The sequence below is a fragment of the Pseudofulvimonas gallinarii genome (genome assembly GCF_004343305.1).
In the GTDB taxonomy this organism is placed as follows: Bacteria; Pseudomonadota; Gammaproteobacteria; order Xanthomonadales; family UBA2363; genus Pseudofulvimonas; species Pseudofulvimonas gallinarii.
Genome location: NZ_SMAF01000004.1, coordinates 77,120 through 91,457, shown reverse-complemented (window position 1 = coordinate 91,457; position 14,338 = coordinate 77,120). Strand labels below are relative to the sequence as shown.

General features: G+C 67.7%; 8 protein-coding genes and 2 tRNA genes. 7 read left to right on the top strand and 3 right to left on the bottom strand.

Annotated features, from left to right (window positions below; translation table 11 throughout):
* Positions 1 to 53: 53 nt before the first annotated feature.
* Positions 54 to 2,435: a penicillin-binding protein 1C gene (gene pbpC / locus EDC25_RS04205; RefSeq protein WP_123523131.1), complete on the bottom strand. Its 2,382-nt coding sequence runs from the start codon at positions 2,433 to 2,435 to the stop codon at positions 54 to 56.
* A gap of 140 nt (positions 2,436 to 2,575) precedes the next feature.
* Between pbpC and EDC25_RS04200 the strand changes: the two genes are divergently transcribed.
* The 7 genes from EDC25_RS04200 (at position 2,576) to EDC25_RS04170 (ending at position 11,606) form a co-directional block, all read left to right on the top strand.
* The gene (locus EDC25_RS04200) at positions 2,576 to 4,684 is read left to right on the top strand and encodes a putative bifunctional diguanylate cyclase/phosphodiesterase (RefSeq protein WP_123523130.1); all 2,109 of its coding nucleotides are present in this window, start codon (positions 2,576 to 2,578) and stop codon (positions 4,682 to 4,684) included.
* A 177-nt stretch (positions 4,685 to 4,861) separates the two neighbouring features.
* Positions 4,862 to 6,166, top strand: coding sequence for an ATP-dependent Clp protease ATP-binding subunit ClpX (gene clpX, locus EDC25_RS04195; RefSeq protein WP_123523129.1), 1,305 nt, complete (start codon positions 4,862 to 4,864; stop codon positions 6,164 to 6,166).
* 183 nt (positions 6,167 to 6,349) lie between these two features.
* Complete coding sequence (lon, locus tag EDC25_RS04190; RefSeq protein WP_123523128.1) at positions 6,350 to 8,803, top strand: endopeptidase La; 2,454 nt, start codon at positions 6,350 to 6,352, stop codon at positions 8,801 to 8,803.
* Positions 8,804 to 9,007: 204 nt separating this feature from the next.
* The gene (locus EDC25_RS04185; RefSeq protein WP_123523127.1) at positions 9,008 to 9,280 is read left to right on the top strand and encodes an HU family DNA-binding protein; all 273 of its coding nucleotides are present in this window, start codon (positions 9,008 to 9,010) and stop codon (positions 9,278 to 9,280) included.
* A 13-nt stretch (positions 9,281 to 9,293) separates the two neighbouring features.
* Positions 9,294 to 9,368: transfer RNA gene (locus EDC25_RS04180), tRNA-Val, on the top strand.
* A 91-nt stretch (positions 9,369 to 9,459) separates the two neighbouring features.
* A tRNA-Asp gene (locus EDC25_RS04175) sits at positions 9,460 to 9,536 on the top strand.
* 156 nt (positions 9,537 to 9,692) lie between these two features.
* Positions 9,693 to 11,606, top strand: a complete 1,914-nt coding sequence (locus EDC25_RS04170) for a SurA N-terminal domain-containing protein (RefSeq protein ID WP_164484216.1) — start codon at positions 9,693 to 9,695, stop codon at positions 11,604 to 11,606.
* Positions 11,607 to 12,179: 573 nt separating this feature from the next.
* Here the strand turns inward: EDC25_RS04170 and EDC25_RS04165 are convergent.
* Both EDC25_RS04165 and EDC25_RS04160 read right to left on the bottom strand, forming a co-directional pair.
* On the bottom strand, positions 12,180 to 12,965 hold the full coding sequence (locus tag EDC25_RS04165; protein ID WP_123523125.1) for an enoyl-ACP reductase FabI: 786 nt from the start codon (positions 12,963 to 12,965) through the stop codon (positions 12,180 to 12,182).
* Positions 12,966 to 12,998: 33 nt separating this feature from the next.
* Positions 12,999 to 14,279 carry a LysM peptidoglycan-binding domain-containing protein gene (locus EDC25_RS04160; RefSeq protein ID WP_132577260.1) on the bottom strand — a complete coding sequence of 427 codons (1,281 nt, stop codon included), beginning with the start codon at positions 14,277 to 14,279 and terminating at the stop codon, positions 12,999 to 13,001.
* Positions 14,280 to 14,338 lie beyond the last annotated feature (59 nt).

Genomic DNA, 14,338 nt, shown 5'->3' with positions numbered 1-14,338 from the left:
ATGGACCCGGCGGTCTCGGCGCGTTTGCGGCATCGGCGACCGCCGCGACACCTTCAGGGCGGCTCCTGCGCGTCCGCCGCCCGGTCGCCGCTGGCCGGCAGCACCCGGACCCGCACCGCGGCATGATTGCCATTGCCGTCCACCGCAACGACCCGGTGCGGACCTGCTTCGGCGAACGCAAGCGTCGTCGATTCGCCCGGTCCATTATGGGCGGCCAGCCGGTCATCGACCAGCCACCAGATGTCGGCGCCCGATCCCTGTGCGGTGACCTTCACTCGCGCTGTCGAGTCGCGACTCCCGGGCGCCGGCCGCAGCGTCATGCCCTCCCGCAGGCCGGTGATCTCCAACGCCTGCGCCAGGTGCGCCGGACGGCCCGGACACGCTGGCGACCACGGTGGTGGCGTCGCTGCATTCCGCGCCGATGCCTCAAGCCACGGCAGCAGACGTTGCGGCCAGCGCGCGATGGTGCGTGTCGTCAGCGCCTGTCCATTGGCGCAGGCCGTATCGCGGCGCTCGCCGCGGCCGTCGACCTGCACCTGGATCCGGCGCTGCGCATTCGGCGCCGATCGGTCGGGCAGCGTCGGCGGCACGACGTCGTCGAGGATCCATGCCGACCGCCGTTGCGGGCAGGTTTCCGGCTCGCTGCCTGCCGCCAGCTGGCCCAGTGGCCAGCAGACATCGACCTGCCTGACGCTGTCGGGCCGGCCGAAGGCGGTCGCGCGGCGGGGCAGGTCATTGCCGATGGATTGCAGCAGCGGCAGCGCCGATACCGCGCCGTAGTGGCCCGGCATCGGCGTGCCGTCCGGGCGTCCGATCCAGACGCCGAGCGTCCAGCCCGGCAGCACGCCGACGGCCCAGGCGTCGCGGTAACCCCAACTGGTCCCGGTCTTGGCGACCAGCCGGTCCGCGCGTGCCAGTTGCTCCGCCGCAGAGCCCGGCGGCGCCGGTTCGGTCAGCATTTCCCGGACGATGAAGGCCGCGCCCGCACTCATCAGGCGGCGCTGTACAACCGGCTGGTCCGCCGTGAGTCTCGGCCGGCCGGCGAGCCCGCCGTTTCCGAGCGCGCTGTAGGCGGCGACGAGGTCCTCCAGGCTGGTGGAGACCCCGCCTAGGATCATGCTCAGGTTGGGTTCGGCACCGCGCGGCAGGTGCAGCCGCAGCCCGGCATGCTGCAGGCGGGCGGCGAATCGCGAAGGCCCGACGCGGTCGAGCAGGTCGACCGCCGGCACATTGAGCGACAGGCGCAAAGCCTCCGCCGCCGACACCGGGCCGCGGAAGCCGGTGTCGAAATTGGCCGGGCGGTAGCCGGCGAAGGACTGCGGCGCATCGACCAGCAGGCTGCCGCTGTGGATCAGTCCGTCATCGACGGCGATGCCGAACAGCAGGGGCTTGAGGGTCGAGCCGGGCGAGCGCCGCGCGCGCACCATGTCGACGTGGCCCAGGCGTTGCGGATCGCCCCAGGCGCCTGAGCCGACATAGGCGCGGACGGCCAGCGAATGGTTTTCAACGACCAGCACGGCGGCCGAGGTCGATGGCGGGAAGCGCTCGAGCCAGCCGCTGACGCGCGCCTCGAGCGTCGCCTGCAGGTCGGCATCGATGAGCGTGGCGATCTGTGCCTGGCGCGGGTGGGCGCTGCGCAGCCGCTCGGCGAACAGCGCGGCATCGGCGGGTGCGCGCAGGCGCCGGCTCGTCACCGGTTCCTGCATGGCGGCGGCGACGACATCCGCCGCCCAGACGCCGCTGTCGGCCATGCGCTGCAAGACCTTGTCGCGTTCCCGGCGGGCGCGCCCGGGGTGCCGGTCCGGCCGGTTGCGGCTGGGCGCCTGCGGCAGCACGGCCAGCAGGGCCGCCTCGGCATGGCTGAGCTGGTCCGGTGGCTTGCCGAGGTAGGCCCAGGAAGCCGCGGCAACGCCCTCGATCGGACCGCCGAACGGTGCGTGATCGAGGTACAGCGCCAGGATGTCTTTCTTGTCGAGGCGCCACTCCAGCTGCAGCGCGCGGAAAGCCTGGCGGATCTTGCCGGCCACGCTGTGGCGACGGCCCGGCGGTTGCAGGATGCGCGCCACCTGCATGGTCAGCGTCGAGCCGCCGGAGACGATGCGGCCATGGCGGAGCGTCTGCCACGCGGCCCGCGCCAGTGCGACCGGGTCAATGCCGGGATGCCACCAGAAACGCCCGTCCTCGTAGGCGAGCAGGGCTTCGATGTACAGCGGCGACACCTCGTCCACGGCAACCGGCCGACGCCAGACCCCGCGCTCGTCCGCAAATGCGCGCAACGGACGACCATCCGCCGCCACGACCACGGTGCCATGTCCGGCATCCGGCAGCAGCGGCGGCCACAGGCGATCCAGCGCCAGCAGTACCAACGCAACGACGGCAAGGCAGAGCAGGGTGGTGCGCAGGAATCGCGCCCATCGGCGGGACGGGAATCGCATGGATGAATGTTAGTGGGTCGTCACCGTGGGTCGCCTGCATCGCGCCCTCGCCCTGCATTGCAGGGTGCCTTGCGTTGGCGTGACCAGCGTCGCACACTGACCCGGCCGGTGTGTTCAAGCCGGACTGACCGGGGAGGGTCATGGTCAAGCTGGCCAACGTGGGGGTATTCGAGTCGGCGGGTCGTGTCGGCTGGCGCGCCGCGCTGCTGCTGCTGGACGCCCTGCCGGATCCCGCGTGGATCAAGGACGTCGATGGCGTCTACCTGGCCGTCAATTCGGCGTACTGGGATGAATACCGCAGCCACGGTGGCAACCGTTCGGCACAGATCATCGGCTGTCGCGCCGCGGACATTTATGACGCCCGCTCGGCGGCGGAGATCGATGCCGAGGACAAGGCCCTGCTGAGCAGTGGTGGCAGCATCCGCTACCGCCGCAAGATGACGGACCGGCATGGCCGGCAACGCTGCTTCGAAATCCGTGCCTTCGTGGTCCACGACAACGCCGGCAAGGCGATCGGGACGATGGCGTTCGCGCGACAGATCGACGAACGCGAAACGCTGCTCGACAGCCTCAATGAAAGCGAACGCAAGCTGCAGGCGCTGATCGGCAACCTGCCGGGAACGCTGTTCCGCTGCCGCAACGACGATGTCTACACGATGGAGTACATCAGTGGTGGCGTCGAGGAACTCTCCGGCTACGCGCCGCGCGAATTCCTCGACGGTATCCGCACCTGGGCGTCGGTGATCCACTTCGCCGACCGCGAGCGCGTGCGCGGCAGTGTTTCGCGACAGATCGCCGATGGTGGCGGTTACACGATCGAATACCGCATCGTCCGCGCCGACGGGGCGATCCGGCATCTCTGGGAACGCGGCGTCTGCCTGGGTGACCCGGCGTCAAGCGAATCGCTGCTGGAAGCCTATGCACACGACGTCACCGATGCGACGCAGCGCATGCAGCGGCTGGAATACCTGGCCAGCCATGACGAGCTGACCGGCCTGGCTAACCGGCATGGTCTGCTTGCGCGGGTCACCGAGGCGCTGGCCGAACCCGGCTTGCGCCATCGGGTAGCGGTCGTGGCCATCGACCTCGACCAGTTCCGTTTCGTCAACGGCAACCTGGGCCATGAGGGCGGCGACCGCGTGCTGATCGAGATGGCGGCGCGCCTGCGCCGCCATGCCCTCTCCGGGGAGTTGGCCGGCCGCTTCGGGTCCGACGCCTTCGGGATCCTGCTGCTGGTCGATGGTCCAGACCAGCTCGATGCCCGCGTCGACGAGCTTCTGGCCGAGCTGGCGCGGCCGATCATTGTCGACGGTCGCGAAGTGACGGTCAGTGCGACCGCCGGCGATGCACTGGTCGAAGGCGAGGGCGACACCGCGGAAATGCTGCTGGGTCGCGCCGATGTCGCCATGACCGAGGCGCGTGCCCTGGGCCGCGGCCGGCACGCGCGCTGGCTGCCCGAGGTGGGCGCGCAGGGCGAACGCCGCCTGCGCGTGGTCGCCGACCTGCGTCGCGCACTCGAACGCGAACAGCTCTCGCTGGTCTTCCAGCCGATCATGCCCCTGGATGGCAGCCGGGCGACGGCGATCGAGGCGCTGCTGCGCTGGTCGCACCCCGACCTGGGCGAGGTGTCACCGGAACAGTTCGTCCCGCTGGCGGAGGAGTGCGGGCTGATCCAGCCGATCGGCGCCTGGGTGATCGAACAGGCCTGCCGCGAGCTGGTCGGCCTTCGCGCCGAAGGCCTCGCCTTCGACTATGTCGCGGTCAATGTCTCCGTCCTGCAGCTGCGCGAGCAGCGGTTCGCCGGCATGGTCGCCGACATCCTGCAGCGGACCGGGATGGAGCCGCGCCGGCTGGCGCTGGAGGTCACCGAAAGCTGCGCCATGAACGACCCGGATGGCATTCTGGCCCGGCTGAGGGCACTGAAGGCCCTCGGGGTCACGCTGATCATGGACGATTTCGGCACCGGCTATTCCAGCCTCGCCCAGCTGCGCAGCTTTCCGGTCGACCTGCTCAAGCTGGACCGGCTGTTCATCCAGGGCATCGAGGAGGACGAAGGTGCGGCACAGATCTGCGAAATCGTCGTCCGGCTTGGCCGCGCCTTGCGCCTGACGGTCGTGGCCGAGGGCATCGAGACCGAGGCGCAGCGGCAGTACCTGCGCCAGATCGGCTGCGACTATGCGCAGGGCTTCCTGATCGCCCGGCCGATGCCCGCCGCCTCGCTGCGCCAATTCATGGTCCAGGCCGCCTGACCCGGGCTTGTCCGGTACGGACCGCGGATTTCCGTCCAGAGATGCCTGCATTCCGCCCGATCAGGGCGGCCAGACGGCGGGCCAGGCGGCGTCCGGCCAGGCCAATTCCGTGTACACGGGCCCGAAAACCCCTGTGGTATTCTCCGTTCCCGATATGAAGAGGCTTCGGAAGCAGGCATGAGCGAAGAGCGACAGGGTCGCGGTGGCAGCGGTGATGGCGGGAAAATCCTCTACTGTTCTTTCTGCGGAAAGAGCCAGCACGAGGTCCGCAAGCTGATCGCCGGCCCCAGCGTGTACATCTGCGACGAATGCGTCGAGCTGTGCAACGACATCATCCGCGAGGAGCTGGAGGAGAAGACCGCCAGCACCCGCAGCTCGCTGCCGCGCCCGAAGGAAATCCTCGAGGTCCTCGACCAGTACGTGATCGGCCAGCACCAGGCCAAGAAGGTCCTGGCCGTGGCCGTGTACAACCACTACAAGCGACTGGAATCGCGCGGCAAGAACGACGAGGTCGAGCTTGCGAAATCGAACATCCTGCTGATCGGCCCGACCGGCTCCGGCAAGACGCTGCTGGCGGAAACGCTGGCGCGCCTGCTCAACGTGCCGTTCACCATCGCGGATGCGACGACGCTGACCGAAGCCGGCTATGTCGGCGAGGACGTCGAGAACATCATCCAGAAGCTGCTGCAGAAGTGCGATTACGACGTCGAGAAGGCGCAGCACGGCATCGTCTATATCGACGAAATCGACAAGATCTCGCGCAAGAGCGAGAACCCGTCGATCACCCGTGATGTCTCCGGCGAAGGCGTGCAGCAGGCGCTGCTGAAGCTGATCGAAGGCACCGTGGCCAGCGTGCCGCCGCAGGGCGGTCGCAAGCACCCGCAGCAGGAGTTCCTGCAGGTCGATACCCGCAACATCCTGTTCATCTGCGGCGGTGCGTTCGCGGGACTGGAGAAGGTCATCCAGCAGCGTTCCGAAACCGTCGGCATCGGGTTCAACGCCGAGGTGCGCAGCAAGAAGAAGCTGCAGAGCGTCGGCAAGGTCTTCAAGGACGTCGAGCCGGAAGACCTGGTGCGCTTCGGCCTGATCCCCGAGTTTGTCGGCCGCCTGCCAGTGGTCGCGACCCTCGAGGAGCTGGACGAGGAGGCGCTGGTCAAGATCCAGACCGAGCCCAGGAACGCCGTCATCAAGCAGTTCCGCAAGCTGTTCGAGATGGAAGGCGTCGAGCTGGAGTTCCGTCCCGATGCCCTGGTCGCCATCGCCCGCAAGGCGCTGCAGCGCAAGACGGGAGCACGCGGCCTGCGCACCATCCTCGAGAGCGTGCTGCTGGACACCATGTTCGAGCTGCCGACCCTCGAGAACGTGAGCAAGGTCGTGGTCGACGAGGCCGTCATCAACGGCCAGGCCGAGCCCTACCTCATTTTCGAGGGTGGCGCCGGCCAGACCCGGGCCAAGGCAGCCTCGGACAAGCTGAGCAGCTGATATATCAGTCACTTGCGTGCACCTTCCCGGTTCCGGGAAGGTCTTGCTTTCGTCGTGGGCGCCCCCAGCTTGGGACTGTCCAGTAATCTGGCTGACAACGGACGCCCGCCGCACTGCCCAGGCAGCCCGGCGGGCCCCTGACGACCCTGGTGGTCGTGCCCACCTGACGTGATCGGACTCTAGATGGCCAACGATTTTTCCCAGCATTCCGTGCTCCCTGTCCTGCCGCTGCGGGACGTCGTGGTGTACCCGCACATGGTGATTCCGCTCTTCGTCGGGCGGCAGAAGTCCGTGCATGCGCTGGAAGAGGCAATGGAAGGCGACAAGCAGATCCTGCTCGTCGCCCAGACCAGTCCGGATATCGACGACCCGGGCGTCAACGACCTGTTCGGCGTGGCGACCATCGCCAGCGTCCTGCAGTTGCTGAAGCTGCCGGACGGCACCATCAAGGTGCTGGTCGAAGGCCTCACGCGTTGCCGCATCGTCGGCTTCGAGGAGCGCGACGGCCAGCTCAGCGCGCGCGTCGAGCCCATCGCCGACCTGGTCACGCGTGAAGAACGCGAGATCGACGTCCTTGGTCGCACGCTGCTCAACCAGTTCGAGCAGTTCGTCAAGCTCAACCGCAAGATTCCGCCCGAACTGCTGGCGACCCTGGGTGCGATCGATGATCCCAGCCGCATGGCCGACACCATCGCCGCGCACCTCAACATCCGCCTGCCCGACAAGCAGCAGGTGCTGGAGGCGGTCGACATCGCCGCCCGGCTTGAACTTTTGATCGGCTTCGTCGACAGCGAGATCGACGTGCAGCAGATCGAGAAGCGCATCCGTGGCCGCGTCAAGTCGCAAATGGAGAAAAGCCAGCGCGAGTACTACCTCAACGAGCAGATGAAGGCCATCCAGAAGGAACTGGGTGACCTCGACGAATCGCCGAACGAGGTCGAGGAGCTGGCCCGCCGCATCGAGAAGGCCGGCATGCCGAAGCCCGTCGAGACCAAGGCCCGCGCCGAGCTCAACAAGCTCAAGCAGATGTCGCCGATGTCCGCCGAGGCGACCGTCGTGCGCAATTACCTGGACTGGCTGCTTGGCGTCCCCTGGCAGGTGCGCACGCGGGTGCGCAAGGACCTGGAAGAGGCACAGCGCGTCCTCGATGCCGACCACCATGGCCTTGAGAAGGTCAAGGAACGCATCCTCGAGTACCTCGCCGTGCAGCAGCGCGTGCGCAAGCTCAAGGGACCGATCCTGTGCCTGGTCGGTCCGCCGGGCGTCGGCAAGACCTCGCTGGGCCAGTCCATCGCCAAGGCAACGAACCGCAAGTTCGTGCGCATCGCGCTGGGCGGCGTCCGCGACGAGGCGGAAATCCGCGGCCACCGCCGCACCTACATTGGTTCGCTCCCTGGTCGCCTTATCCAGAACCTCAACAAGGCGGGCAGCAGGAATCCGCTGATCATGCTCGATGAGATCGACAAGATGTCCACGGATTTCCGGGGCGATCCGTCGGCGGCGCTGCTGGAAGTGCTCGATCCCGAGCAGAACCACACCTTCAACGACCATTACCTGGAGGTCGACGTCGACCTGTCCGAAGTGATGTTCATCGCCACGGCCAACTCGCTGAACATCCCCGGTCCTTTGCTGGACCGCATGGAGGTGATCCGCATCCCCGGATACACCGAGGACGAGAAGATCGCGATCGGCGAACGCTACCTGCTGCCGAAGCAGCTGAAGGCGAACGGTCTCAAGACCGACGAACTGAATGTCAGCGAATCGGCGCTGCGCGACATCGTGCGCTACTACACGCGCGAATCCGGCGTGCGCAACTTCGAGCGCGAGATCGCCAAGATCTGCCGCAAGGTGGTCAAGGAACTGACCATGTCCGCGGCGAAGCGCAAGAACAAGGGCGAGCCGCCAGCCAAGGCCAGGCGCGTACGCGTCGATGCCCGCAACCTCGAGGCCTACCTGGGCGTACGTCGCCACGATTTCGGTCGCGCAGAGGCGCAGGACGAGATCGGCGTTGTCACCGGCCTGGCCTGGACCAGCGTCGGCGGCGACCTGCTGTCGATCGAAGGCAGCATCGTCCCCGGCAAGGGCAAGCTCATCCACACCGGCCAGCTCGGCGGCGTGATGCAGGAGTCCATCCAGGCCGCGCTGTCGGTGGTGCGTTCGCGCACCGAGCGCCTCGGCATCGATCCGGATTTCCACCAGAAGCACGACATCCACGTACACGTGCCGGAAGGTGCGACGCCGAAGGATGGTCCCAGCGCGGGTATCGCGATGTGCACGGCGCTGGTGTCCGCGCTGACACGCGTGCCGGTTCGCCGCGACGTGGCGATGACGGGCGAAATCACGCTGCGTGGCCGCGTCCTGCCGATCGGCGGGCTGAAGGAAAAGCTGCTTGCCGCGCATCGCGGCGGACTGAAAACCATCATCATTCCGGAGGAAAACCGGAAGGACCTGGCCGAGATCCCGAAGAACATCACCGGCTCGCTGGAGATCCATCCGGTGCGCTGGATCGACGAGGTGCTGGACATCGCACTCGTGCGTCCCATCGATCCGCGTGCTCCGGGCATGGATAACGAGGAAGCGTCGGCGTCGATCGAGTCGTCGAAGACGGTGTCTTCACCCGCCCAAAGGCCGCATTGACAAGACCTTGCGCCACCCACTTCGAGTGTGGGGAAAACTGCGGATTTTCCGCGGTTTTCTCCTTGCGGGGGTAGGGGGGCGCTGGTATAAAAGCCTCACGCGCCGATGTTCCCAGGGGGTGCGTGAGGCTGGCGTGTTTCGCGGATGCCGCGGGATGCACACATCAACAGGATCACCATTGGTAATCATTCACGGGAGTAACAGATGAACAAGGCGGAATTTGTTTCAGCGGTGGCCGACGCCGCCGGCATGAGCAAGGTGGATGCGGCGCGCGCCGTCGATGCCTTCGCCGATGTCGTGTCGAAGGCGCTGAAGGCCGGCGACACCGTCACCCTGGTGGGCTTCGGGGTGTTCGAGGTTCGCGAGCGCGCCGCTCGCACCGGTCGCAACCCGCGCACCGGCGAGACACTCGAAATCGCGGCGTCGAAGACGCCGAGCTTCAAGGCTGGCAAGGCCCTGAAGGATGCTGTAAACTGAGTGACCTCGTTAGGGGTGCTTAGCTCAGCGGTAGAGCGTCGCCCTTACAAGGCGAGGGTCGGGGGTTCGAAACCCTCAGCACCCACCACGAGAGATTTTGTTTCGCGGGGGGTTCCAATTCGGCGCAGATGCAGTAGAATGCGCCGCCCGGCTTGACCGCTTGAGCCGGAACAGACAATGGAGTGGTAGTTCAGTCGGTTAGAATATCGGCCTGTCACGCCGAGGGTCGCGGGTTCGAGTCCCGTCCACTCCGCCATATCGCAAAGAGGGCGCCCCCTGGGCGCCCTCTTTCGTTTTGCCTGTTCGAGACCTGCGCGGTTGCGCTCCGGACGCGCCGATTGAAAGTCCTGATATCCCGAAGCGCCGCTGAACGGCTACAATGGTTGTTTTCCGCGGACATCGGACCTTTCGCATGTTGCAGTCGATCCGGAACAAGGCGTCCAGCTGGTTCGCCCTTGTCATCCTCTTCATGGCGCTGTTCTCGCTGACTTTCTTCGGGATCACCGACTACTTCACCACTTCGGTGGATACCTACGTCGCCAAGGTGGGTGGTCGCGAGATCGACCAGTCGCAATTCCGCGAGGAATACCAGCAGTGGCGCGAGAACATGCGCAGCCGCCTGGGCGACTCCTACGATCCGCGCCTGTTCGAACAGCCGGGCCTGCGCCGCCAGCTGCTCGACCAGATGGTCGATCGCGCCGTGCTGCATGAAGCCAACGAACGCATGGACATCGTCGTGCCGGCCAGCCGCGTGCGCTCCGAGATCATGGCTGTTCCTGCTTTCCAGATGAACGGCCGTTACAGCGCCGAGGCATACCGTGCGTTCCTGGCCGCGCGTCGCATGAGCGCGGCGGAACTGGATCGCCGCATTTCCGAAGACGTCGGCGCGCAGATCCTGCCCGCCGCGGTGATGGGTTCGGCCGTGGTGACGGACGGGGAAGTGGACGCCTACCTGCGCATCAGCGAGCAGACCCGCGACTTCCGTTTCGTCACGGTCAACGCGCCCGGCGAGCCGGTGTCCGAGGACGTGTCCGACGAGGAACTGCAGCGCTTCTTCGACGAGCACGTCGACGAATTCATGAATCCGGAAACGGTGAGCGTCGAATACGTCGAGCTGGATGCCGCGTCGATTTCCCTGCCGGAAGCGGACGATGATGCCCTGCGCGCCCACTATGAAGCCGAGATCGAGCGCTTCAGCACGCCGGAAGAACGCCTGGCCTCGCACATCCTGATCCAGCCCGACGGTGACGACGCCGATGCCCAGCGCGCCGCCCTGGCCAGGGCCGAGGAGGTTCTGGCCCAGGCTCGCGCCGACGGCGCCGATTTCGCAGCGCTTGCGCGTGAGCACACCCGCGACCTGGGCTCCCGTGAAAAGGGTGGCGACCTGGGCTGGCTGGGGCGCGGCGTGACCGACCCGGCCTTCGAGGAAGTGCTGTTTTCCATGGAGCCGGGCACGATTTCCGAGCCGGTGCTGGGTGTCGACGGTTATCACCTGATCCAATTGCGCGAAGTACGCGCTGCCACGCAGACCCCGTTCGAGGAAGTCCGCGAGCAGCTCGTCAGCGAGTACGCCAACGTCGAACGCGAGCGCCTCTTCAACGAGCGCATGGGCGAGCTGACCGACCTGGTGTTCGCCGAGCCGGGTTCGCTGGCGCCGACCGCCGAAGCCCTGAACCTCGAAATCAAGCAGGCGGGCCCGTTCTCGCGCATGGCCGGTGAAGGTCCGTTCGCGGTACCGTCCGTGCGCGACGCCGCGTTTGCCGACGAAGTGCTGCGCGAAGGCGCGGTCAGCGAGCCGGTCCAGGTTGGCCCGAACCACGTCGTCGCCATGCGCGTCACCGATCACGTCGCCGCAGCGCCGAAGCCACTCGCCGAGGTGGCGGATTCCATTCGTTCGCGCGTGATCGCGCAGCGTCGCGCCGATGCGCTGCGTGAGCGCGCCCAGGGGCTGTTCGCCAGCCTGGAAGGCGGCCGTGCGCTGGACGAGATTGCGTCGGAACTGGAAGCCGAAGTCGAATCGGCCGAGGGCGTGACCCGGGCGGCGCTGATGCCGGACAGTCGTCTGGTCGGCGAAGTCTTCCGCCTGCGCCGTCCGGATGGCGAGGTGCCGACGCGCGCCCGCGTGCAGTACGGCGATGCCTGGGCGCTGGTCGAACTGTCCGCGGTGAAGGATGGCGACCCGGCCACCGTTGATGCCGCGCGTCGCGACCAGGTCCGCAACGAACTGCAGCAGCGCCTGGGCATGGGCGAGGCGCAGGCGCTGCTTGCGGCGCTGCGCGCGCAGACGCGCATCGTCATCGCCGAAGAGCGCCTGGAGCAGCAGTAAGCCCCGGGCGACGGATCCAGCGCGGGCGACGCCCCGCGCCGACCGCGAGAATGAAAAGGCCGGCATTGCCGGCCTTTTCGGTCATGGGACCCGAGGGGCGCAGCCAGGGACTTCCGGACGGCCGCCTGCCGACGGTCCGCAATGGCCAGAGGCTGTCCGCGCCTTTGCGCGGTGCCAGGCCAAGGTGAGGCCTCTCAAGTGTCCCGCGCGGGAACATGCAACGGGTCGACGTGATCCGCTGGGCGGCCGGGCGCCCGGCCGGGCGACCACAGCGCGATCAGGCAGCCGGCAGAGGCTGCCAGCGCCGTCGGCCAGGGACTTCCGCGCCGGGGCTGTACGCCGAGGACATCCAGGTCGCCGCGCCAGCCGCCGCGCGGTGGCCAGGGCGGCTGCCGCCGGTCGGCCGGAGTGAGCCGTAACGCCCCGAATTGCGGCTTGCCACAAGACCCTATGGCGGGAGCCGATGCTGCCCGGTTGCCATGCGCAGCGGGTGTCTTGCGAAGGCCGTCCGTCGCCGTGGTCGTGCGGCGACATCCGCCAGGCCGGCGGCCTGGCGGATGGGAATGCGACGGATTATTCGATGCCCGCCATCGCAACCGTGCTGTAGCCGGCGTCGACGTAAGTGACCTCGCCGGTGATGCCGGCGGCCAGGTCGGAGCACAGGAAGGCGGCGGCATTGCCCACGTCCTCGATGGTCACGTTGCGCCGCAGCGGCGTCGCCGCCTGCACGGTGTCCAGCATCTTGCGGAAATTGCCGACGCCCGAAGCCGCCAGCGTGCGGATCGGGCCGGCGGAGATCGCGTTCACGCGCGTGCCTTCCGGTCCCAGGTTGTAGGCCAGGAAGCGCACGTTGGCCTCGAGGCTGGCCTTTGCCAGGCCCATGACGTTGTAGCTGGCCATCGCGCGCACGGCGCCCAGGTAGGTCAGGGTCAGGATGGCGCCATTGCGTCCCTGCATCATCGGGCGCGCCGCCTTCGCCAGCGCGGCGAGGCTGTAGCTGGAAATGTCGTGGGCGATGGCGAAGTTCTCACGCGTCAGTCCGTCAAGGAAACCGCCCTGCAGCGCTTCACGTGGCGCGAAGCCGACCGAATGGACCAGGATGTCGAGGCCATCCCAGTGCTTTCCCAGTTCGGTGAACAGGGTGTCGATCTGGCTGTCCTCGGCGACGTCGCAGGGCAGGACGATATTGCTGCCGAACTCCTTGGCCGCCTCGTCGACGCGATCCTTCAGGCGCTCGTTCTGGTAGGTCAGGGCGAGTTCGGCGCCTTCACGGCGCATGGCCTCGGCAATGCCCCAGGCGATCGATCGGTGACTGGCGATGCCCACGACCAGGGCGCGCTTGCCGGCAAGAAATCCCATCGCGATGTACTCCGAGAAGTGGAATGGCGTGAATCACGGCGCGCTCAGGCGCAGGCGCTGGCCCGGCTTGATGCGCGTGTCATTCATCCGATTGTAACGAAGCAGCTCGGCCACGGTGAGGCCGTGGCGGCGGGCGATCTGCCAGAGGCTGTCGCCACTGCGGACGACATGGACCGTGCCGCTTCCTTGCGCGCCGGCCGCGACGTCACCGTTTCCGCCGCCAGCGCCCGGCAGCCACAGGCGCTGGCCGGCGATGTCGGCGTCGAGGTTATCGAGGCCGTTGAGCGCCAGCAGCGCGCCGGTGTCCAGGCCGTTCTCGGCCGCAATCGCCTGCAACTCGTCGGGCGAGGCCAGGTGCTGCTGCTGCCATTCCATGCGCCGCGCGGCCGGTATGCCGGCCAGGGCGCGCCTGGCATCGTCCAGGCGATGCGCGGGCACCAGCAGCTTCAGGCGGTCGCCCGGCGGCGTGCGGCCCTTCAGCATGCCGCCGTTGCGGCGGGCGAATTCGTCGCGGTCCATGCCGGACAGGGCACGCGCCAGCGACAGTCCGACCGCGCCATCCAGTTCCAGCTCCACCAGCTGCTGTCCGGCGGGAAGCGCCGGCAGCTCCAGCCCCACGCGCTCAGGCTCGCGCACCAGGCACGACAGGGCGAGCAGTTTGTCGAGGTACTCCAGGCTGGTACGCGGCATGCCCAGTGCCTGCAGGCTGTCTGCATGGTCACCGGGCTTGTGGCGCTCAAGGGCGCGCCGCACGCGGTATTCACCCGCGTTGTAGGCGAATGCGACCAGGCGCCAGTCCTCGCCAAACTGTTCGGCATAGCGGTCGAGCAGCACAACCGCCGCCGCGGTGCTGGCTGCGAGATTGAGCCTGCCATCGAACCAGGCGTCCACGCGCAGGCCGCCGGCGCGGCCCGTCGCCGCGATCATCTGCCAGATGCCTGCCGGCCGGTCCGGCCCACCGGGGAACGGGTGGTAATGGCTTTCCACCACCGGCAGCAGGGCGAACTCGCCGGGAATGGATGCCTGGGCCAGCTGCCGCTGCGTGTATTCGATCGCGGGCAGCATCTGCGACAGTTGCGCTGCGAAGCGCCGTGGCGAACCGGCATGGCGGCGGACCCAGTGCTGGACGCCCGGCGTGTAGTCGCAGCCCGGCATCACGAAGCTTGCGCGCAGACGCTGCCAGACGTCGCCTTCCGCGGCCGTTTCGCCGGTCGTGCGGCTGTCCGCGATGTTGCCCGGTGCGCGTGCCTTGCTCGCTGGCGGATGGTTGTGCAGCGGGATATCGCCGCCGCCGGCGTGTGATCCGGGATCCACAGCCGTGTCTGCAGCCGGCACATCTGCGACCCGGCGCGGCGCGTGCGCCTGGCAGGCCG